The organism is Niallia taxi, assembly GCF_004005475.1.
Taxonomy (GTDB): Bacteria; Bacillota; Bacilli; order Bacillales; family Cytobacillaceae; genus Niallia; species Niallia taxi.
This window is the reverse complement of the sequence record NZ_RZTZ01000003.1, coordinates 258892-281619: the sequence shown is the minus strand read 5'-3', so window position 1 is coordinate 281619 and position 22728 is coordinate 258892. Positions and strand designations below refer to the sequence as shown.

The 22728-nt window shown below is 39.3% G+C and carries 20 protein-coding genes; 16 read left to right on the top strand and 4 right to left on the bottom strand.

Annotated features, from left to right (window positions below; translation table 11 throughout):
• Window positions 1-9 precede the first annotated feature (9 nt).
• A complete protein-coding gene (locus EM808_RS10675) occupies window positions 10-2199 on the top strand; it encodes a heavy metal translocating P-type ATPase (protein ID WP_127738195.1) in 2190 nt (729 codons plus the stop codon).
• Between the two features lie 42 nt (window positions 2200-2241).
• On the opposite strand, the gene EM808_RS10670 is transcribed toward EM808_RS10675, so the two are convergent.
• Window positions 2242-3069 (bottom strand): manganese catalase, encoded by an 828-nt coding sequence (locus EM808_RS10670; RefSeq protein WP_127738194.1) that lies wholly within the window; start codon window positions 3067-3069, stop codon window positions 2242-2244.
• A gap of 178 nt (window positions 3070-3247) precedes the next feature.
• Between EM808_RS10670 and EM808_RS10665 the strand changes: the two genes are divergently transcribed.
• The gene (locus tag EM808_RS10665; RefSeq protein ID WP_127738193.1) at window positions 3248-4660 is read left to right on the top strand and encodes a S41 family peptidase; all 1413 of its coding nucleotides are present in this window, start codon (window positions 3248-3250) and stop codon (window positions 4658-4660) included.
• A 45-nt stretch (window positions 4661-4705) separates the two neighbouring features.
• On the opposite strand, the gene EM808_RS10660 is transcribed toward EM808_RS10665, so the two are convergent.
• Window positions 4706-5068 (bottom strand): winged helix-turn-helix transcriptional regulator, encoded by a 363-nt coding sequence (locus EM808_RS10660; RefSeq protein WP_127738192.1) that lies wholly within the window; start codon window positions 5066-5068, stop codon window positions 4706-4708.
• 212 nt (window positions 5069-5280) lie between these two features.
• On the opposite strand from EM808_RS10660, the gene EM808_RS10655 reads away from it, so the two are divergent.
• The 11 genes from EM808_RS10655 to EM808_RS10605 all read left to right on the top strand — a co-directional run bounded on the left by EM808_RS10655 (window position 5281) and on the right by EM808_RS10605 (window position 16258).
• A complete protein-coding gene (locus EM808_RS10655; RefSeq protein ID WP_127738191.1) occupies window positions 5281-6480 on the top strand; it encodes an MFS transporter in 1200 nt (399 codons plus the stop codon).
• A gap of 2 nt (window positions 6481-6482) precedes the next feature.
• Window positions 6483-7322 carry an aldo/keto reductase gene (locus EM808_RS10650; protein ID WP_127738190.1) on the top strand — a complete coding sequence of 280 codons (840 nt, stop codon included), beginning with the start codon at window positions 6483-6485 and terminating at the stop codon, window positions 7320-7322.
• 371 nt (window positions 7323-7693) lie between these two features.
• Window positions 7694-8140 carry a ribose 5-phosphate isomerase B gene (rpiB, locus tag EM808_RS10645; protein WP_127738189.1) on the top strand — a complete coding sequence of 149 codons (447 nt, stop codon included), beginning with the start codon at window positions 7694-7696 and terminating at the stop codon, window positions 8138-8140.
• 141 nt (window positions 8141-8281) lie between these two features.
• Window positions 8282-9142, top strand: coding sequence for a 6-phosphofructokinase (locus tag EM808_RS10640; protein WP_225314821.1), 861 nt, complete (start codon window positions 8282-8284; stop codon window positions 9140-9142).
• Window positions 9143-9165: 23 nt separating this feature from the next.
• On the top strand, window positions 9166-11184 hold the full coding sequence (tkt, locus tag EM808_RS10635; protein WP_164849622.1) for a transketolase: 2019 nt from the start codon (window positions 9166-9168) through the stop codon (window positions 11182-11184).
• 171 nt (window positions 11185-11355) lie between these two features.
• Complete coding sequence (locus EM808_RS10630) at window positions 11356-12549, top strand: PDZ domain-containing protein (protein ID WP_127738186.1); 1194 nt, start codon at window positions 11356-11358, stop codon at window positions 12547-12549.
• Between the two features lie 158 nt (window positions 12550-12707).
• Window positions 12708-12890, top strand: a complete 183-nt coding sequence (locus EM808_RS10625) for a hypothetical protein (RefSeq protein WP_127738185.1) — start codon at window positions 12708-12710, stop codon at window positions 12888-12890.
• Window positions 12891-13090: 200 nt separating this feature from the next.
• The gene (locus tag EM808_RS10620; RefSeq protein WP_127738184.1) at window positions 13091-13330 is read left to right on the top strand and encodes a phage holin; all 240 of its coding nucleotides are present in this window, start codon (window positions 13091-13093) and stop codon (window positions 13328-13330) included.
• Between the two features lie 157 nt (window positions 13331-13487).
• The gene (locus EM808_RS10615; RefSeq protein WP_127738183.1) at window positions 13488-14210 is read left to right on the top strand and encodes a DsbA family oxidoreductase; all 723 of its coding nucleotides are present in this window, start codon (window positions 13488-13490) and stop codon (window positions 14208-14210) included.
• A 478-nt stretch (window positions 14211-14688) separates the two neighbouring features.
• Window positions 14689-15120: a MarR family winged helix-turn-helix transcriptional regulator gene (locus tag EM808_RS10610; RefSeq protein WP_235856593.1), complete on the top strand. Its 432-nt coding sequence runs from the start codon at window positions 14689-14691 to the stop codon at window positions 15118-15120.
• A gap of 64 nt (window positions 15121-15184) precedes the next feature.
• Complete coding sequence (locus EM808_RS10605; protein WP_127738182.1) at window positions 15185-16258, top strand: YhgE/Pip domain-containing protein; 1074 nt, start codon at window positions 15185-15187, stop codon at window positions 16256-16258.
• Between the two features lie 39 nt (window positions 16259-16297).
• Here EM808_RS10605 and EM808_RS10600 read toward each other — a convergent pair whose 3' ends face one another.
• Window positions 16298-18922 carry a putative bifunctional diguanylate cyclase/phosphodiesterase gene (locus EM808_RS10600; RefSeq protein ID WP_127738181.1) on the bottom strand — a complete coding sequence of 875 codons (2625 nt, stop codon included), beginning with the start codon at window positions 18920-18922 and terminating at the stop codon, window positions 16298-16300.
• 379 nt (window positions 18923-19301) lie between these two features.
• Between EM808_RS10600 and zupT the strand changes: the two genes are divergently transcribed.
• The gene (zupT, locus tag EM808_RS10595; RefSeq protein WP_127738180.1) at window positions 19302-20108 is read left to right on the top strand and encodes a zinc transporter ZupT; all 807 of its coding nucleotides are present in this window, start codon (window positions 19302-19304) and stop codon (window positions 20106-20108) included.
• 22 nt (window positions 20109-20130) lie between these two features.
• On the opposite strand, the gene EM808_RS10590 is transcribed toward zupT, so the two are convergent.
• Window positions 20131-20349 carry a hypothetical protein gene (locus EM808_RS10590; protein WP_127738179.1) on the bottom strand — a complete coding sequence of 73 codons (219 nt, stop codon included), beginning with the start codon at window positions 20347-20349 and terminating at the stop codon, window positions 20131-20133.
• A 179-nt stretch (window positions 20350-20528) separates the two neighbouring features.
• Here EM808_RS10590 and rpiA point away from each other — a divergent pair, with 179 nt between their 5' ends.
• Together rpiA and ystJ are read left to right on the top strand one after the other, a co-directional pair.
• Entirely contained in the window at window positions 20529-21206 is a 678-nt protein-coding gene (gene rpiA, locus EM808_RS10585) for a ribose-5-phosphate isomerase RpiA (RefSeq protein ID WP_127738178.1), read from the top strand.
• A 271-nt stretch (window positions 21207-21477) separates the two neighbouring features.
• A complete protein-coding gene (gene ystJ, locus EM808_RS10580; protein WP_127738177.1) occupies window positions 21478-22710 on the top strand; it encodes an NADP-dependent malic enzyme in 1233 nt (410 codons plus the stop codon).
• Window positions 22711-22728 lie beyond the last annotated feature (18 nt).

The window sequence follows — 22728 nt, the reverse complement described above, 5'->3', positions numbered from 1 at the left end:
GGGATAACCATGGAGAAGGGAAGAGAGCTGCAAAAAAAGGATTTTATTTTAGAAGGGTTAGACTGTGCTAATTGCGCAATGAAAATTGAGCGAGGTGTTTCTTCCATTGAAGGAGTGGATGCCTGTCAGGTCAATTTTGCGACACAAACATTGTCTATGGAGTTCAGTCAAGAAGCAGAAGCAATTGTTGCAAAAACAGAAAAAACGATTAGACGATTAGAACCACATGTTAAATTAAGAGAAAAGGCAGCAGGTGGAACTAAAAAAGCGAATAATCATGCACATCATCATCACCATCATCATAGCCACGCTCATGAACATGGACATTCTCATGAGCATGGAAATGAGAATATGAAAAGGATGATCTTTAGGCTTGTTATAGGGACAATTATAGCTGGAGCTGGCCTTTTTCTTCCATTAGATGGTATTGCTGAATTATCTGTATTTCTTGTTGCTTACTTGATTATCGGTGGAGACATTGTTTGGAGGGCATTCACGAATATTGTTCGCGGCCAAGTATTTGATGAACATTTTCTTATGGCAATTGCCACAATAGGCGCATTTGCTATCTCAGAGTATCCAGAAGGTGTTGCAGTAATGTTGTTTTATCAAGTCGGAGAGCTGTTTCAAGGCGCTGCTGTTAATCGTTCACGCAAGTCTATCAGCAGCCTGATGGATATCCGACCTGATTATGCTAATGTGCAAAAGGGGCAAGGCCTTGAAAAAATGTCACCTGAGGACGTTGTAATTGGGGATATAATTGTCATCAAGCCTGGTGAAAAGGTCCCGTTAGATGGGATTGTGCTTGAAGGCAAGTCAAGTGTTGATACCTCTGCGTTGACAGGTGAATCTATGCCAAGAGATGTAGAAGCAGGAAACGATATATTAAGTGGATGTATTAATAAAAATGGTGTTCTTACTGTTAAGGTAACAAAGGAATTCGGTCAGTCCACTGTTGCTCGCATCTTGGAGCTTGTTCAAAATGCCAGCAGCAGAAAAGCGCCGACAGAAAACTTTATCACAAAGTTCGCTCGTTATTATACTCCGGTTGTTGTGATTATTGCGGTACTTTTAGCAGCTGTTCCGCCACTGCTTTTAGAAGGTGCGACATTCTCTGATTGGCTTTACCGAGCACTAATCTTTTTGGTTATTTCTTGTCCGTGTGCTTTAGTCGTTTCCATCCCCCTTGGATTTTTTGGAGGAATTGGAGCAGCTTCAAAGGCAGGAATCCTTGTTAAGGGAAGCAATTATTTAGAAGCATTAAATAGTGTTAAATATGCAGTGTTTGATAAGACTGGAACACTTACAAAGGGTGTATTTGAAGTAGTTGCCGTTCACCCTGCAAATGGATATGCAGACCGAGATGTGCTGAAAAATGCTGCGTTAGCAGAGGTTCATTCCAACCATCCTATTGCAGAATCAATTAGAAAGGCTTATGAAGGGAAAGTATCAGAAGCGGATGTAAATGAGTATGAAGAAATTCCTGGTCATGGTATATCTGCTATTGTAGGTGGAGCAAAAGTTTTAGCAGGTAATCACAAGCTGATGGTGAAAGAAGAAATAGATTTTACCGTAAGGGAAGAGACGGGAACTATTGTCTATGTAGCAGTAAACACTGAATTTATCGGCTCTCTTATTATCTCCGATCAATTAAAGGACGATGCAGCACAAGCAATTACAGCTTTAAAGAAAGCGGGTATTAAAAAGACAGTCATGCTCACAGGTGATGCAGCAGCAGTTGGAAGGAGTGTTGCTAAGTCACTGGATATTGATGAAGTCTATGCAGAGCTGCTTCCTCAGGATAAGGTCGAGCAAATCGAAAAGCTAGACGCAAAAAAGCATGCTAAAGAAAAGATTTTATTTGTGGGAGACGGAATTAATGACACTCCTGTACTTGCAAGGGCAGATGTAGGAATGGCGATGGGAGGACTAGGATCAGATGCTGCTATTGAAGCAGCAGATATTGTCATCATGACAGATGAGCCTTCCAAGATTGCCACAGCAATATTAATTGCCAAAAAAACAAGAAGAATTGTTTGGCAAAACATAGTGTTTGCATTAGGCGTAAAGGCAATATTTCTCCTGCTAGGAGCCTTTGGGATTGCAACAATGTGGGAAGCGGTATTCTCTGATGTCGGTGTCACATTAATTGCTGTCCTTAATGCAATGAGAGTTCTTAATAATAAAGATATACAATGATTAAACCCGCTGCTAAAAGGGCAGCGGGTTTTTGTGTGGATTTTACATTACATTTGGAGGTGTAGTATGAACTGCAGGTGGAGCGGGCTTCAGTTTTGGGGCAGGCCCAAATGGCGGTACATCCTTTACATATTGGAATGTGCCCATGCCATCCATGCTTTGTCCAGATGCCCATCTTCCTTTGCTGCTTTCGTCTCCCATCGAATGGTTCAAGAACAAGTAAGAAACATCTCTTTTTTCCAGTTCCTTTGGAAATGTATTTGGAACAACAACGCCTTCTTGCTGCTCTAGCTCATAGATGGCAGCAAGCCACTGGTTTTGGTGCATTGTGTCCCGTGCGATAAGGTACGAAAGCATATCTTTAATTCCTCTGTCATCCGTTTGTTCGTAGATTCTTACAGCCTGCAATCTGCCTTGTGATTCTGCATGAAGGTTTGAACGCATATCTGCAAGCAAATTACCACCAGCTATAATATAGCCGCCGCTCCAAGGCACTCCATTACTGTCTTTAGGTGTAGCAGACAACCCTGAGACAATGGCATGCTGAGGGTCCATTCCACCAATTATTGCTGCTAAAGCAGGGTTAGTAGCCGCAGCAGTATCCAACTCCGTAACAGGAGCATCGTCTAAAAGGCGGGCAACCATTGTAGATAACAGCTCGATATGTCCAATTTCTTCTGTTCCCGTATCTAACAGTAAATCTCTATATTTAGCATGCCCTCTAGTTCCCCATGCTTGAAATAAATATTGATTCATGACTGACATTTCACCAAATTGGCCGCCAATTAATTCCTGAAGCCTTCTCGCCATAATTGGGTCTGGTCTTTCTGGCTTGGCTTGATAGGCTAATTCCTTAATATGATAGAACATTGTAGGCATACCTCCCTTATAAGTCTGTATAGGTTATTCAACTAAGTGGAAATTGGTTCATTTTACTTAAGGTATGCCGAAAAGCTGTCATCATAACTTGTCCTTTGGCCGCATATAAATGAGTAGGCACTTCTCATGAAGAAGACAGGCATGATGAAGAAGGAAGGGACGATCTTAGATGAATCGAAAATTGCTGGTGATTTGCATGACAGGCTCGCTTATAGTCGGAGCTGGCGGCACCTATATTGGAATGAATAAATGGGGAGAACATTCAGAAACAGCCGCTAACAGCAGTGAAACAGTCTTATCAAAGGTTGGTAAGGCATATGACCTTATACTAAATAATTATGTCGAAAAGGTAGATAGGGATAAATTGGAGGAGGGAGCAATAAAAGGCATGCTTTCTACTTTAGAGGACCCTTATTCTGTTTATATGGACAAGGATAGTGCGAAGCAGTTTGAACAGGCGCTTGATTCCTCCTTTGAAGGGATTGGTGCAGAGATAAGTGCAGAGGATGGTAAAGTGATTATTGTTTCTCCTATAAAGAACTCACCTGCAGAAAAGGCTGGCATTAAAGCAAATGATGAAATTGTGAAGGTAGATGGCGAAAGCGTGGAAGGCTCTGATTTGTACGATGTGACACAAACAATAAGGGGGGAAAAAGGAACGAAGGTAAAATTAGAGATTGTGCGCCAAGGGTTGGAGAAACCACTGCAAATTGCTGTCGTCCGTGATGAGGTACCACAAATTACGGTCCATTCTTCCATTAAAAGAGAAGGTGGAGAAAATATAGGCTATATTGAGATTACCTCCTTCTCAGAGGATACGGCTTCTGAATTTCATAAGGCGTTAGCTGCACAGGAGCAGGAAGGGATTGCCGGCTTAATATTAGATGTCAGAGGAAATCCTGGTGGCTTGCTGACAAGTGTTAATGCTATTTTAGAAGAGTTTGTAACTTCAGATAAGCCTTACGTACAAATTGAGCATCGCAACGGAAAAACAGAGCAATTTTACTCTGATTTAAAGCAAAAGAAGGATTATCCAGTAGTCGTGCTTGTCGATAATGGAAGTGCCAGTGCATCAGAAATTATGGCCGGAGCTTTGAAGGAAGCGGAAAACTATACCTTGATTGGCGAAAAGACATTTGGAAAAGGTACGGTACAGCAAGCAGTTCCGATGGAGGATGGCAGTAAGATTAAGCTGACTTTATTCAAATGGCTAACACCTGATGGTAATTGGATTCATAAACAAGGAGTTGAGCCAAACCTGGAGGTCGAAAAAACAGCCCTGTATAACACGCATCCACTTCAGATAGAGAATACGTTAAAACGAGAAATGAATAATGAACAGGTTAAATATGCACAGGAAATCTTAACAAGTATCGGCTATCGAACAGACAGGCAGGATGGCTATTATAGCAGTCAAACGGAAATTGCTGTAAAGGCATTTCAAGGTAGTAATAACCTACCGGAAACAGGCGCAATTGACTCAAATACAGCCGAAAAAATGCAGCAAGTTGTCAGAGAAGAAATGCAAAAAGATGAAAATGACATCCAGCTTCAAACAGCTTTACATTATATTGTTAATTAACAAAAAAGAGCACCGAATTTTTTTCGGTGCTCTTTTTTGTGCTTGTTATTTATTTAAAATGCTGTCCTCAAGCATCAGTGTCTTGTCACCATATACCTTCGTAATATGTCTTTCACCCCAATTGCATAATGCATCAAGGATGCTTTGCAAGCTTTCTCCATATTCACTTAGCTCATACTCTACTTTTGGGGGGATTTGCTGATAAATTATGCGGTTGATAATACCGTCATCCTCTAATTCACGAAGCTGCTGTGTCAACATCTTTTGCGTGATATTTGGCATTAAACGCTTCAGCTCACTTGTCCGCTTTTTCCCATGTGTCAGATGGCATAAAATCACACATTTCCACTTGCCGCCAATAACCTCAAGTGTTGCTTCGACAGAAATATTATATTTTTTCTTTTCCATCCTATTTCCTCCTAAAGAAAAAAATTAACTATATTTTGATAGGCACTAAAAAGTACCTATATAACTTTTTGGTTCCTATATTACAAAAAAGTACGTACTTCTCAAAGAAAACGATATGATTCATAATAACATTTGCCGGTCGAAAAGCAAGCTGATAAACAATTCAATTCCACTAGTGGATAACATATAAGAAGCATCAAGAAGGAGGACATATGAGCAATCAAAAAAATAGCAGCATGTATGCCTTGCTTGCATTGGCAGTTAGTGCTTTCGCTATAGGTACAACAGAATTTATTAGTGTTGGTCTTTTGCCGCTTATTTCCAAGGATCTGCACGTCAGTATAACCGCAGCAGGATTGACAGTTTCCATCTATGCGCTAGGTGTGACAGTTGGAGCACCTGTTTTAACATCAATAACATCAAGCATTTCAAGAAAGACATTATTATTATGGATAATGATTGTGTTTATTATTGGAAACAGCATCGCAGCAACCGCAGGAAGCTTAACTGTTCTGCTGACTGCAAGAATTATCTCTGCATTAGCACATGGAATATTCATGTCAATTGGTTCAACCATTGCAGCAGACCTTGTCAGCAAGGATAAAAGAGCAAGTGCTATTTCCATCATGTTCACAGGACTAACAGTAGCAACTATTACAGGAGTTCCAATTGGAACATTTATTGGCCAGCAATTTGGCTGGAGGCTAGCATTTTTTGCTATTGTGGTTGTTGGTGTCATTGCATTTATCGCCAACAGCATTCTTGTTCCTAAAAATTTATCTCAGGCGAAGCCGGCTACTTTTAAGGATCAGCTTCGATTGGTGACGAATGGCAGATTGCTGCTGCTGTTCATAATCACGGCATTAGGCTATGGAGGAACATTTGTCGTCTTTACGTATTTATCTCCACTTCTCCATGAAGTCACTGGCTTTAAAGAAGGTACTGTAGCGGGAATCCTGCTGCTGTATGGTGCAGCCATCGCAGCAGGAAATATGATTGGAGGAAGGCTTTCCAATAAAAAGCCGCTTACAGCCTTATTTTATATGTTCATGATCCAAGCTGTTATCTTATTCCTGCTTATCTTTGCCTTGCCATATAAAGGGGCAGGCCTTGCAATGATAGTGTTAATGGGACTGCTGGCGTTCATGAATGTTCCTGGCTTGCAAGTATATGTCGTCATGCTCGCAGAACGGTATGTACCTGGAGCTGTTGATGTGGCATCAGCTATTAATATTGCTGCCTTTAATGCAGGCATTGCAATAGGCTCCTATTTAGGCGGTGTTGTTACCAACTCCTTAGGACTGATTCACACAGCCTGGGTTGGCGGAATAATGGTCACAGCAGCAGTGCTGTTGACTGGCTGGAGTTTAATACTAGAGAAAAAATCAAACAAAGAAGAATGGGGTAATTAAACATGAAACATTTACAAGATACAGTTGCATTATCAAATGGAGTCCAAATGCCATGGTTAGGACTGGGTGTATTTCAAGTGGAAGATGGTTCCACTGTTGTTGAGTCTGTTCGCACAGCGATAAAAAATGGATATCGCAGTATTGATACGGCGGCTATTTATCAAAATGAAACAGGTGTTGGGCAAGGCATCAAGGAAGGACTTGCGGAAGCTGGTATCAGTCGCGAAGAGCTTTTCATCACGTCTAAAGTTTGGAATGAAGATTTAGGCTATGAAAAAACACTTGCTGCGTTTGAAACTAGCTTAGAAAAGCTAGGATTGGATTATTTGGATCTTTATTTAATCCACTGGCCAAAAGCTAATAAATATAAAGAGGCTTGGAGAGCGCTAGAAACACTTTATAAGAATGGAAAGGTAAAGGCAATCGGTGTAAGCAACTTCCAAATTCATCATTTGGAGGAGTTAATGAAGGATGCGGAAATGAAACCAATGATTAACCAAGTCGAGTTCCATCCAAAGCTAACACAAGTAGAATTAAGATCTTTTTGCCAGCAGCACGGCATCCAAGTTGAAGCGTGGTCGCCGTTAATGCAAGGCAAGCTTTTAGATAATAGCCTGTTAATGACAATTGCTGCAAAATATAATAAATCTGTTGCACAAGTTATCATTCGCTGGGATTTACAAAATGGAGTCATTACTATTCCTAAATCTATTAAAGAGCATCGTATCATCGAAAATGCAGATGTGTTTGATTTCTCCTTAACTACAGAAGAAATGGAGCAAATTGCAGGCTTGAATGAAGACCTGCGTGTTGGTCCAGATCCGGATAATTTTGATTTTTAATACTTATGATAAAGGCCTGAATCCAAATGGATCAGGCTTTTTTATCTATGTTGAAGGGGAGTTGTTTTATAAAAGCCTCACAAAACAAAACTTCATTAGTTTCCATTTCAAGGGGAGAGTGGACTTCTTAGATAAACAATAGGCGAAGCTTTTTGAAATATTTCTTAAATAAACTAACATCTATTTTGCTGAAAGGTCTGACCTTATTTTAATTATCGCATTACATGTACGTACCATTGTTATATTAATAATACATTTTATAAAAAAAAAACTATTTTCTCTATACATGTACGTACGAATATATGGTAAAATGTACGTGTCAAAATAAATTTCATGAAAAGTTCTAAAATAGTTAGGAAGGGGATAGGGAATTGAAGCTGGCAATTGCAAGTGATCATGGCGGCTTTCGTTTGAAAGAAGCAGTAAAAGCATATTTAGCAGAGAAGGGCCTTGAGGTCCTTGATTTCGGGTGTACGGGCACAGAGAGTGTCGATTTTCCAGGGTATGCTAAGAAGGTGGGAGATGCTGTTAATGCTGGTGAAGCAAAATTAGGCATTCTTTGTTGTGGAACAGGGATTGGCATGAGCATTGCCGCAAATAAATTAAATGGGATTCGTGCTGCTGCAGTTGGGGATGTGTTTACTGCTAAAGCTACAAGGGAGCATAATGACAGCAATATTCTTTGTTTAGGGGAGCGTGTAACTGGAGAGGGATTAGCCTTAGCTATTGTGGATACATGGCTGAATGCTGAATTTCTAGGAGGCAGGCATGCCCAAAGGGTAAACGCTATCAGTAATTTGGAAGCAGAGCTGTGCTGACTAAGGGAGATATCTGAAAAATCTGCTAAAAATAATCCTCTAAAAGACAAGTTTTTTTCCATTGTTCTCATAATCCTATATAATACCATTATACGAAAGTAAAAACGCATGCAAAAATTTAGGGGGTAAAATGCTTTGAAAGTGGGAGTAATTGTCTTTGGGAGTTTGCCTGCAGGGGTCAAACAAATAGTGTATAAAATGCAGCTTCATTTGGCTTCTAAGCACGAATTGGTAGGAATGGAGATAGAAAAGGATACAGGTACAGCAACGTATAGAGAGTTGAACATTAACAGCGACGCTCCTTATTTAAGCCAATCTATGCTGATGATGTCTGCATATCCTGAAGATAATAAATGGGAAGAAATTTTCTCGGCAGTGGACGCTGCTGTTGTTATCGGAAATAAAGAGGCAAAGGAAAAATGGGAAACGCATCTTGCTGGCCGTTCTTCTGTTCGTTCTTTGTTTGTGCCAGTATCAATATATAACGATATGGAAGGTTCTGATTCTTCTTTAGGATATGATACTGCTGTTAACAGCATTGTTGATAATATTTTAAGAGTCAAAGATACGATTAATTCGTTGAAGTATGATAAACCGCGGTTATTCGGTTTTTCTATAGATGGAAGCCCCTCCACAAAAATGCTGAAGGATATCTCTATTGCAGGAGATGGTCATTATTTTACACAGGCAGCTAGTGAAGAGGAAATACTTTCTTTAAGAGAACGAATTGAAAACAGCTTTACAGAGTGGAACACGTCCTCCGTTATTGTTTATAGCAAGGCTTCAGCAAATGAGGCTCAAGAAAAAGTGGTCGACCAGTTGAATGTGGACTTTAAATACACAGAAATTGATGAAGCACTCTGCATGGGAACAAATCCAACTTCTGCAGACCGAATCATTGCCAATGGACTGGCAGTAGAGATATTATCATGGGTGCAGAATGAGCAGGAAACAGGCCAAGTGGCTGTTCGCACAGATGGAATTACATTTTTGAATAAATAACGACAATCCATAAAGGGCGGGAAATGATGAGTGAAATGACGAAGACGAATATTGAGCAAATGGCAATCAATACAATCAGAACACTATCTATTGATGCTGTCGAAAAATCCAATTCAGGTCACCCAGGAATGCCAATGGGTGCAGCACCGATGGCATATGCATTATGGGCAAAGGAAATGAATCATAATCCAGCAAACCCAAATTGGTTTAACAGAGACCGTTTTGTGCTGTCTGCAGGACACGGTTCTATGCTGTTGTACAGTCTGCTGCACTTGTTTAATTATGGTGTGAGCATTGATGATTTGAAGAACTTCCGTCAATGGGGCAGCAAAACTCCTGGACATCCGGAATTCGGCCATACTCCTGGAGTGGAAGCAACTACAGGTCCACTTGGACAAGGGGTTGCTATGGCGGTAGGAATGGCAATGGCAGAAAGGCATCTTGCTGAAACTTACAATAAAGAAGGCTATCAAGTAGTTGACCATTATACATACAGCATCTGTGGAGATGGTGATTTAATGGAGGGTGTTTCTGCAGAAGCAGCTTCTCTTGCAGCACATCTTAAGCTGGGAAGATTGGTTGTCCTTTATGATTCAAATGATATTTCACTTGATGGTGACCTACATCTTTCCTTCTCTGAAAGTGTGCAAGAACGTTTTGAAGCTTACGGGTGGGAGGTCCTTCGTGTCGAGGATGGCACTGATATTACTGCAATTCAGAAAGCAATCTCTCAAGCGAAAAAATCAGATGTGCCAACACTGATTGAAGTTAAAACAGTCATCGGCTACGGTTCTCCGAATAAAGGCGGTAAATCAGCATCCCATGGTGCGCCGCTTGGAGCGGACGAAACATTGCTTGCAAAAGCTGCATACAGCTGGGATTATGAAGAAGCCTTCCATGTGCCAGCAGAGGTTGCTGAGCATTATGCCGGCTTAGCTGGAGAAGGTCAAGTAAAGGAAAATAATTGGAATGAAATGTATGACAAATATAAATCTGCATATCCAGAGCTTGCCGAGCAGTTTGAAACAGCTGTGAAGGGTGAGGTTCCTGCAAATCTACAAGAAAGCCTGCCTGATTTTGAAGCGGGGAGCTCTATGGCAACAAGAGATTCCTCTGGCAAAAGCATTCAAGCTGCTGCAAAAGCAATTCCCGCATTTATGGGCGGTTCAGCTGACTTGGCAGGCTCTAATAAAACGTTGATTGCTGGTGAAAAGAATTTTGCAATCGACAGCTATGCTGCGAAGAATATTTGGTTCGGTGTTCGTGAATTTGCAATGGGTGCAGCTATCAACGGTATGGCATTGCATGGTGGAGTGAAAGTATTCGGAGCAACATTCTTTGTTTTCTCTGACTATCTTCGTCCAGCAATTCGTCTTGCAGCATTGATGAAGCTGCCTGTAACATATGTCTTCACACATGACAGTATTGCTGTAGGAGAGGATGGTCCGACACATGAGCCAGTTGAGCAGCTTGCTTCCTTGCGTGCAATGCCAGGCCTTTCAGTCATCCGTCCTGCTGATGCGAAGGAAACAGCAGCCGCATGGCAAATTGCCTTGGAAAGCAAGGATACTCCGACTGCTTTAGTACTTACTCGCCAAAACTTACCAACATTAGACTTGTCAAAGTCAGCGGCATATGAAGGTGTAAGCAAAGGGGCATATACAGTTTCAGCAGCAAAAGGTGAGGCACAGGGCTTGCTGCTTGCCAGCGGTTCAGAGGTTTCTCTTGCAATGAAAGCACAAGCAGCGCTTGCACAAGAAGGCGTTAATGTAAGTGTCGTCAGCATGCCAAGCTGGGATTTGTTCGAAAAACAATCAAAGGAATATAAAGAAAGTGTGCTTCCAGAAGGTATTCAAGCACGTGTGGCAATTGAGGCAGGTGCTTCACTTGGATGGAGAGAGTACATCGGTTCTAAAGGGGAGCATATTACGATAGACCATTTTGGTGCATCTGCTCCAGCCGACAAGCTTTTCCAAGAATACGGCTTTACAGTTGAGAACATATCAGCAAAAGTAAAAGCGGTTATAGAAGCAACAAAATAATTCGAAAAAGCCTGCCATTTTGGCAGGTTTTTTTTCTTGGATTCTACACTAATTATCCTTCCTGGTCTTTCTATTACTTTGCTAGTAGAATATAATAGATTTATATAATGAGGAATATCACATTCTTGTTCAAATAGGAATAACTAGTTTTTAAAAAAGGTGGGACTCTTCATGTGGCAAGATTGGCTGTTTGAATTTTTAAAGGGATTTGGAAAGCTGTTCCTTCATCCTTTGTTTTATGTTTCCTTTCTTTTAGCTGCCTACTTGGGTGTTTCGAGGGTGAAGATGGAAAGAAAGGAATTTACCATTAGGGCGAAAAATGCCTTTTATGAGCTGCGGCAGCTCCTGCCAATGGGAATTATTATAGGACTGTGCATGTCCGTCCTTTCAATTGGACTCGTTCTTGTTGTACCGATGGAATTGATTATTTATACAGGAGCATTTACAATCCTGCTTGGGTTACTTGGAAAAACACGCTTGCTTTCTCCTGCTTATACACTTGGTTTAGGGTTATTGGCAACAATGGCTTCCCTTTATATGGGCTGGGATTTTTTCCTGTTTTCCAAAGGGGCTATAGGTGAAGATACATATATTTTCCCGACAGCTGTTGCAGTATTAGGCTTGCTGCTTGCAGCAGAAGGCTTGCTGATGGAGAAGAATGGCAGTAAAGGAACATCTCCTCGCTTGAAAAAAAGCAGCAGAGGCCAATCAATCGGCATACATTTGTCAGAAAGAGTCTGGCTTGTGCCAATGTTTTTGTTCCTGCCAAAGGGTATTCTCTCGATTCCGATCGAAGGCTGGCCTGCATTTACTGTTGGTGATGAAACATATTCCTTTATCTTTGTGCCATTTTTGCTTGGATTTAGACAAGCCGTACAGGGAATGCATCCAACACCTGCAATAAAAGCAGTTGGCAGAAAGGTCTTCTGGCTTGGAATACTTATTGCGTTCAGTGCAGCTGCAGCGTATTTTATCCCGCTAGCAGCAATTGGCAGCATTCTTGTTGCAATCATTTGCCGCGAATGGATTACAGCTAGCCAAAAAGCGAAGGAAAAAAATAAAGCCTTTTATTTCACGAAGAAAAATAACGGTATTATGATTTTAGGTGTCGTACCTGAATCCCCAGCAGATAAGATGGACCTTAAGGTAGGGGAAGTCATCACAAAAGTAAACAGTATTTCTGTGCATGATGAAATTCAGTTATACAGAGCACTGCAAAAAAACTCTGCACATTGCAAGATAGAAGTTCTCGATATAAATGGAGAGGTCCGATTTGCACAACGGGCCCTGTACGAAGGTGACTATCATAAGCTTGGTATTCTGATGATTCAGGATGATAAGGCTAGGGATGATGCGGCAGTATAAAAGAAAGAGCTTGCTTGAATGAGGCAAGCTCTTTTTTCTATGTGTGAGAATTTCAACCGAAAAGTAAAGGGAACAAAAAAATGCTCCGATATTAAAAATAGTTTAGTATAATGGTAATATATGTAATCTTAGAAGTGTTTACAGATAGGAGAGAAGTTATGATAATGAACGTTGTGCTGTTTTATTATTTGCCACCAATAGCGGCATTAGTTTTATTTTCGATATGTGTTTCCATTGTAAAAAAGATAGTCAACAAGGAAGAAACTACAAAGCATACGATAACAGGCGCTATTTTATTTTCTTATCTTTTCTATACTTTAATGTATATAGGATACAGTTGAAGTCACTATACTTTTAACATGGCTTGGAAACTTAAATAGTTAATCAATTTTAGAATCCTAAGGAGATTTTAAGAAGTAAGTGAGTAGTTGAAGACAGCTATATCTCACTCCTTTCCTAATGCAAAAGCCGTTACCGAATTGGTACGAGCTGTCATAGTATATGGTGACAGTGCAAAAAAAGGACAAGGAGTGATTGATCTATGGATAGAGGCACACTTATCCGTACATTAGTGTTGGCAATTGCATTGGTTAACCAAGTTTTAGTATCTGTTGGGCTATATGAAATCCCAGGTACAAGCGAGGAATGGACAAACATTTTAACAAATGCCTTTACGGTAATATCTGCTGCGGTTGCATGGTTTAAAAATAACTATGTAACAGCTAAAGGGAAAATGCAGAAGGAAGTTTTGAAGGCAAATAATCTTACAAAAGCGAAATAAAGCTAAGGAGCATCTTTTTAAGATGCTCCTTTTCTATTTATCGAGTAGGGCTTGAGCGTATTAATTTTTTATTTAAGTTGATTATTTTATAATGGTAAAGAGAGACTAGGAAAGATATAAGTCTATAGTAAGTACTTGATGAAAAGAGGTAGCAATAATGAAAATAGAAGTATGGTCAGATTTTGTATGCCCATTTTGTTATATAGGAAAACGCCGCTTAGAGGAGGCAATTGCTCAATTCCCTGGTAAAGACCAGGTTGAGGTGGAGTTCAAAAGCTTTGAGCTGGACCCAAATGCACAAACATATTCTGGCACAGGAATAAATGAAGCTTTGGCAAAAAAATATGGCATGAGCATCGAGGAAGCGAAGAGAGCAAATGAAGGTATTGGAAGCCAAGCAGCCGAGGTTGGCTTAACATTTAACTTTGATGAAATGAAACCAACAAATACGTTTGATGCACATCGTTTAGCGAAGTTTGCTGCTACTGTTGGCAAAGAAAAGGAAATGACGGAAAAGCTATTAGCTTCTTACTTTACAGAATCGAAGCTAATAAGTGATCATGATGTATTAGTAGAAATCGCTCAAACTGCTGGAATTGAAAAAGAAGAAACTTTAGCTGTTTTGAATGACTCCACAAAATATGCAAATGATGTCAGAATTGATGAAGCGCTAGCTCAGCAAATGGGAGTTACTGGAGTACCGTTTTTTGTTATTAATCAGAAATATTCTATCTCAGGAGCACAGCCGACAGAAACCTTCAGACGTGCACTTCAGCAAGTATGGGAAGAGGAAGGGAATGCCCCTAAGCTGCAAGACCTTTCAGGAGGAAACACAGCCGCCGCTTGCACAGACGATAACTGCGAAATCCCTGGAAAATAACATATTATTTAAGAGGCTTGGACATAAATAGGTAACATCGATTGAAAAAAACGAACTATTCTACTTTGTTGAATGATAGTTCGTTTTTTTTATCAACTTAATTACAATAGGTAGAACTTTAGTGGAATGGAGCGGAGGTCACTCGACTCCTAAGGGAAAAAGAGGAAAGGATGAGACCCCGCAGGCGAAGATGAGGTGGCATCTTCCTCCCCGCGGTAAGCGAGTGGGCGCAGCGCAATGAAACGAACCACTTTTAAAACCACATTTATTTAAAAGTCCCAAGCCCATTAAAGTTAGATGTATTATTTTAATTATTACTCGTGTTTAGACAGGTTATACTTAGTATTGTTTCATCCCTTTTTTACTATTAAAATGATGTTTACATAAAAAATAATTGACATGGAAGCTCCTTTTATCATAAAATTACATGCATGTGCAATTATATGTAGTGCAACTATTTTTCCGGAAAGGATACTATATGTCAAATAAGTATATGAATAATAAAGAATTAGGCTTGATACTTTCACGGACTTACTTAGCCTTTAAAAGGGCAGCTACAAGACAGATGAGCAGCTTCGGGCTGACACCAGAACAGTTTTCCGTACTGAGTGAACTGAGTAAGACAAATGGCGTTTCTCAAAAAAGGCTTGCAGAATTAACAGAAAGAGATCAGACAACAGTCGGAAAGATTCTCGATAAGCTTATAAAAAAGGAACTTGTTAGCCGCTCAGTAGATCCATCTGACAGAAGAGCAGTCCAATTGAATATCACTAGTAAAGGACTTGATTTGCATACACAAATTTGGCCAGAGCTCGAAATACTTGAAAATCGAGTGTATGAAGGCTTAGAGGACACTGAAATAGAGAGCTTTATATCAACATTAAATAAAATGTATGACAATCTTTCCTAATTTTTTTTAAACATATACATGCATGTGCAACTATTTTTGTGAACAGAAGTAAAGGGGAGTAGGAATGAAGATTTTACAAGGCTTTAAAAATATGATGAAAATTCCACAGACAAAGATTGGATTAGTATTTGCGATTTTTGTACCTGTGTTTTTTATGATTGTGTGGATGACAGGTTATAATAATGCGACAGAAAGACTTGATCAGCTGAATGTTGGTATTGTCAACGAAGATGGAGCTGCTAGCAAGGTAATTGCAGAGCAAATAGCAAAAAACAGTCCGTTCCATGTAGTCGCTGTTTCTGAATATGAAAAAGCGAAAGAGCAGCTAGATAAAGGGAAATATGCAATGCTTATTGTCATTCCAGAAAAATTTGCTAATACAATGACAGATGGCAGTGGAGAATTGACTTTCTATGTGAACGAGGCAAATTCGCAAGTAGCTGTGTCAATGATGGAAAAAGCCGCAGCAGAAATTAGTGCAAACTTAGGAGCACATAGTGGTGTTAAAGCAGATATTGTAAAAACAAATGAGCTTCATAATTTTGCGGCATCTATGCTGCCGATGATTCTTGGCTTCATTACGTATATTGCCGTTATGACAATGAATATCCAATTTAACTTAGTTGGTCAAATAATGAAGAAGGGTCATTCTAAATGGCAGATATTCTGGAGCAGACAAATGCTTCTGTTAATCGTAGCACTCGTTGTTCCTACTATTATTATCAGTCTAACAGTGGCTTTTCAGGACGTCTCGGCATCCTTCTGGAAGCTATGGCTGTTCCATGTGTTAGTAACAGCAGCATGCATTAGCTTTACACAAATGAGCTTTAGCTTGTTTGGCAATGCTGGACCGCTGTTTAATGTGGCAATGGTGCCGTTGCAGTTAATGACAGCAGGGAACATTATTCCTGCTAATATGCTTGCACCATTTTATCAGCATTTCGGTGCATTCCTTCCAGCTTCTAACGGAGTCCAAGGATTTACGAAGCTGATTTATACAGGCGAATCAGTATCAGTATTTGCTGTTCACCTAGTGCTTCTGCTTCTAGTGACATTTGTGATAACTATCATCAGACTGGCAACTCAAAAAGAAAAGGCAGCCAATCCAGCTTTATCAGCAAAGCAGCTAGCCCATTAAAAAGGAGAATTCACCTGTATTGGTGGATTCTCCTTTTTATTATGAGAGAGGTTGTTTATCTAATGTAAACAATTGCACATCTTCTTTTAGGATGGGTCTTGAGAACAAGTAGCCTTGAATATAAGAGCATCCCATTTCTTGCAGAAGCTGCAGCTGTTCTAGATGTTCCACACCCTCAGCTACAAGCTTAAGATTCAGATTGTTTGCTAGTGTAATAATGGTATGAACGATGGCATTATTCGTTTCAGTTCCAAGATTTTGCACAAATTCCCTTGGGATTTTTAATGCGTCGATCGGTAGCTCTGTTAAATAGGATAAGGAGGAATGACCTGTTCCAAAATCGTCAATGGAGATTCTAACACCTAGTTTTTTTAGCCTGTACATTGTATCTACCGTTTTTTCAATTTGGCTCATAGCAATTGCCTCTGTAATTTCAATGATTAGACAGCTCGGGTCAAAACCAGATTCCTCCAGTGCATCAGCGATTAGATCGACTAGCTGGTTTGATTGAAATTGTTTAGGTGAGATGTTAATAGAAACCTGCAGCATTAAACCACTGTCATGCCATTCTTTTCCTTGTCTGCAGGCTTCCCTTACAATCCATTCCCCAATAGGAATAATTAAGTTTGTTTCTTCTGCTATATCAATAAAATGGAAGGGAGTCAGCATTCCCAGCTTCGGATGCTGCCATCTTATCAATGCCTCTACTCCGTACATATGTCCTTTCAGCGTATCCACTTGCGGCTGGTAATACAGTTTAAATTCATTATTTACAATGGCATGATGCAAGTCCTGTTCCATTCTTAAGTGATTCTCCGAAACTCCCTCCATTCCGTTCTGATAAAAATTATATTGGTTCTTACCATTTTTCTTTGAGTAATACATGGCAATATCGGCTTGCTTCATCATTATAACCGCACTTTTTTCCTTTTTTTCCGATAATGAAACACCCATGCTTGGTGTTGTCATAACATAATTGTTTTTTATAAAGTAGGAAGGTGCCAATACTTTCATCATCCGCTCAAGGATTTCGATAATCTCATCCTTTGTTTGAATATCCAATAAGAGGATGACGAATTCATCTCCTCCTAATCTGGCAAGAACATCACCACGGCGGATTACAGAAGAAAGTCTTGCTGCGATAGACACTAGCAGTTCATCACCAGCGTCATGTCCTAAAGAGTCATTAATTACTTTAAATCTGTCAAAGTCAATAAAAATGACAGCGATGTCGCCTCGGTTTGATGCTACCAGCTTCTGCTTAAGTGTTTCTTCAAAATATGCTCTGTTTGCCAACCCTGTCAATGAATCATGATAAGCCAAATACTGTATTCTTTCCGTGTTTGCGATTGTATTTGTAATGTCTTTGGAAATGACAAATACCCCGGCAACATTCTTATTTATATAAATCGGAATGAAGGTAACTGAATAATAATACCTATTTCCAGCAGTATCAAGATAATCCACCTCAAAGCTTTGGTGTTGTCCTTGAAGGGCAGCTAGAAAGGACCTCTCCACAACCTTTCTTTTCGCCGGAAATATATGAAAGAAGGAAGCACCTAAAAAGGATTGAACTGGCTCATACGCAATCCTGACAAAAGCATCATTAATTTCAATAATCGTTCCCTCTAAGTCAAGTGTCATTGCAGCATCTGGATGATACTTAAACAAGGACATAAACTTTTGTTTATCAGCAGCTGCCGTTTTAAGAAGCCTTTTATATCTTCTTAGGATGATAATTTGTCTTGCTATAATTAATAGAACTGATATTATGCTGCCAATTGCTAAAACATAATTATGATGATTCAACCAAATGGAAGTACCTATTAAAATTAAGAACGCAGCGTAAGGAATATAAAGCTTGAACGATTCGTATTTAGCTTCTTCGTTATTGTCAGCAATCGGACAATCCTTCGACATCATGCTAGATAACGAGACTATCAGCAAGGATAACGTGAATAAAGGGTCAAAAAAACTTTCCAAATTGTAATATGTTCCAAAAAGTAAGTACATATATCCTGTATCTGAGACTATTTGCACAAATAAGCCGACTATGATTACCGACAAGCTTGAACGAAATGGTAATCCCTTAATGGAAAACAGAATAAGTAATGCTCCTGTCAATAAAGCAAGGTCACCTAAAGGATACCCGATTGCTATCGTCAAAAATACACCTGAAAATTCGTTATTATTTAATAAGGGTTCAATAATAAAATAGTAGCTTAAGCTGAATGCAGCGATCATAATAATCATCATTTCAAATACAAGCTGAACACTGCGGAGCGCATTTCTCAGCCTGCTGAAGTAACGAATCAACCCAATTAAGTAAAAGAAAATTTGCAGTACATAAAAAATGTCGCTGTCACCAGGGAAGGGAATAGTGCGGTGCAGAATACTTTCCTGATACATCCAAATTAGATCGCCAATAAAGTAGGTAAACGTTCCAGCAGCAAACCAAAACCAAATTACCTTATCAGAAGTGACACTTTTTCTATAGGAATAAAATAAGACAGTAGAGGAAATGAAAGCACCAGCAACGGATAATAAATTGCTGCTGATTACAGAAATATGGCTTTCTGGTCCGAATAGTAAAACAGAGTAATAGAATAATATATAAATAATAATAAATGCTATGCCAAGTCTGATTTTGTAGGTATTTTTCAACGGTGTTCATCCTTTATTTCGCGTATATTAATATGAATGTTAGGTATTTTGTCTCATTATATACGAAATATTAGGTTATTCCTACAGTATAAAGGTATGTTTAAAGTGGTACTATTTGCCAAACGCTTTGATGTAGTTTGGAGATATATTTATACCTATTAAGAAAGGATTCTAATGCTTGAAAAAAAGTATTTTAGATATTTACATGTCCTTATTTGTAAATGTAGAGAACATTTGCCTAATAAAAGCATATATATAATTGACGTATTGTTGATATACATTTAAAATCTTTCCTAAGGGAAACTTTTTTAAATTAGGAAAAAAACATTGGTTATATGAATTGATTAGAAAACTCAAAAAATAAAAAAGGGGTATGATGATGCCGGAGAATTTGTTGCTAGCATTTGGTTTAACCTTACTTGCGGGCCTTGCAACTGGGATTGGGAGCATACTTGCGTTTTTCACATCCACGACAAATACGAAGTTTTTATCTTGGATGCTCGGATTTTCTGCAGGTGTAATGATTTATGTGTCAATGATTGAAATTTTTGTTAAAGCTAAGGATTCGCTTGTAGGATATTTAGGGGTTCAACAGGGAAATTGGCTTACTGTGGCAGGCTTTTTCGGAGGTATTTTGTTGATTGCATTAATTGATAAATATGTTCCTGAACAGGGGAACCCGCATGAGTTAAAGAAGGTGGAGGATTTATCTACAACTAACAAGGTTGCAGACCCAGCCCTTCTGAAAATGGGAACATTCACAGCGCTTGCAATCGCTATTCATAACTTTCCAGAGGGGATTGCCACATTTACTGCTGCGTTGCAGGATCCTGCACTTGGAATTGCCATTACGGTTGCCATTGCCATTCACAATATTCCAGAAGGAATTGCTGTATCTGTACCAGTTTATTTTGCGACAGGTGATAAAAAGAAAGCATTCAAGCTGTCCTTTTTATCTGGTTTGGCAGAGCCGGTTGGTGCTGTAGTTGCTTTCCTTATTTTAATGCCATTTTTGAATGATTTGATATTTGGTTTAATCTTTGCTGCTGTTGCCGGAATTATGGTGTTCATTTCTTTAGATGAACTATTACCTGCAGCAAAAAGATACGATGAAGGTCACTTGTCCATTTACGGGCTAATAACTGGAATGGCTATTATGGCAGTAAGCCTGCTGCTATTTATCTAACGAGAAAAATAGCAGCTCATTTTTACTTTACGTCAAACTTTTGGTTTTCAATTTCTAATTTTTCAACTTCCAGCTTCATTTTATTTGTCTCCAAGAGAAAATTTTCATGCTTTAATTTTTCCAGTGCGATTTCATCTTGAAGCATCTTACGCTTTAGTTTCAGCTTATCTTTGGAATGTTCTGATATGATTGCGATAATAGGTATGGCAAATATCATTATTACTGCAACTAGTCCTGTCATGGTTATCCTCCTTAAATTCATTTCTTATTAATAAGTATACGAATAACCCCTTATGTATGTTTCAGAAGATTTCATATTTATGCGATAATATAGTGAAAAAAAGAGGAGTTAATGGAAATTCCTCTTTTTTTGTATTACGATGAAGACAAGCATTTTTACCAACTAATGAGGTGAAAACAATGAATGAAAAAGCTGCAGTAGGAGAAAAGGCGGCAGTCGATTATGTGAAAGACGGGATGGTTGTTGGGTTAGGGACAGGGTCAACAGTGTACTATACAATAGTAAAAATAGGTGAAATGATAAAGGAAGGGATGAAAGTCCAAGGTGTAGCAACGTCTGTTCAAACAGAAAAGCTTGCTGAAGAGCAAGGCATCCCACTGTTAACGCTAGATAAGGTCGAGTCCATTGATGTAGCGATTGATGGTGCAGATGAGATAGATCATCACTTTTATGCCATTAAAGGCGGCGGCGGAGCGCTGTTGAGGGAGAAAATAATTGCAAGGGCTTCCAATAAGTTCGTCGTTGTGGCTGATTCTAAGAAGGTCGTTCAGAAGCTTGGCAGTTTCCCATTACCGGTTGAAGTAGTCCCATTTGGAGTAAGGAAAACGGAGAGCTATATTCAACGTTTTGGTTGTCAAACAGTGTTAAGAATGAAAGGGGATACTCCATATATAACTGACAATGGTAATTATATTATTGATTGCACATTTGATGTCATAGCAAATCCTAAACAACTGGAAAAGGATTTAAACAACATCACTGGTGTTGTCGAAAATGGTTTGTTTATCGATATGGTCAAGGATGTAATTACGATAAATGGGGATAAACAGGCAATCCTCCTTGACAAGCTAGAATAAGCTATAAATAGGAGAAGCTAATTTAGCGAACAAGTGAAAAAGAGCTTTACAGCTAAAACCTTTAACTTTGTTAGAGGTTTTTTTATACTGTTTTTATTTGTTCATAAAATCCTCACAATATCGCCATTTTTTTTACTTTATTAAAGTTTCCATTTCATTTTGTAAGTTATATCATCGTTACATGAGATATTTATAAAATGAAAAATTATCAGAAGTAAGTGGTATTTAGCTTTATCTGCTTATGATTTGATAAGCGAAAGGGAGAGAAAATATGTCATTACGAGAAGATGCTTTAAAAATGCATCAGGAAAAGCAAGGCAAATTAGAAGTAAATGCAAAGGTAGAAGTGAAGAATGCAAAGGATTTAAGTCTTGCTTATTCACCTGGTGTTGCTGAGCCTTGTAAGGTAATTCATGAGGAGCCGGAAACAGTTTATGACTATACAATGAAAGGCAATATGGTTGGTGTTGTAACGAATGGTACTGCTGTTCTTGGTTTAGGTAATATTGGTGCAGCTGCTTCTTTGCCTGTTATGGAAGGGAAAGCCATTCTATTCAAAAGCTTTGCAGGAGTAGATGCATTTCCAATCGCATTGGACACTACAGACCCAGATAAGGTTGTGGAAACAGTAAAATTGTTAGCTTCTGGTTTTGGAGGAATCAATCTAGAGGATATAGCAGCACCACAGTGCTTTGAAATTGAAGAGCGTCTTAAGCAGCAATTAGATATTCCAGTATTTCACGATGATCAGCATGGAACAGCAATCGTAACGGTTGCAGGGCTGTTAAATGCTTTGAAAATCGTTAATAAAGAGTGGAAGGATATTAAGGTTGTTTTAAATGGTGCAGGTGCTGCTGGAATTGCCATCACAAAGCTTCTATATTCTTATGGTGTGACAAACATGATTATGTGCGACACAAAGGGAGCCATTTATGCAGGACGACCTGAAGGCATGAATAAAGTGAAGGAATCTGTGGCCGCATATACAAATGTAAACAAAGAAGCTGGCTCTTTAGCTGATGTCATTAAAGATGCAGATGTGTTTATCGGAGTTTCTGTTGCCGGTGCCCTAACAAGTGAAATGGTTGCAACGATGAGTAAAGATGCTATCATCTTTGCAATGGCAAATCCAGTGCCTGAAATTACACCAGATGAAGCGAAGTCTGCTGGAGCTGCAGTTGTTGGAACAGGAAGATCTGATTTCCCGAACCAAGTGAATAATGTTCTTGCATTCCCAGGAATCTTCCGTGGAGCACTTGATGTACGTGCAACAGATATTAATGAAGAAATGAAGCAAGCAGCAGTTGGCGCAATTGCTGACTTGATTATGGAGTCTGAGTTAAATCCGGATTATGTTATTCCAAGCCCATTTGACCCACGTGTTGCCCCGGCGGTAGCAGCGGCAGTTGCGAAGGCTGCAATGGAGACGAATGTTGCAAGAATTACAGTTGATCCACAGCAGGTACAAGACAAGACTGCCGAGCTGACAAGCATTGGCGGTTAAGCTTTAAATTAGTGAAGG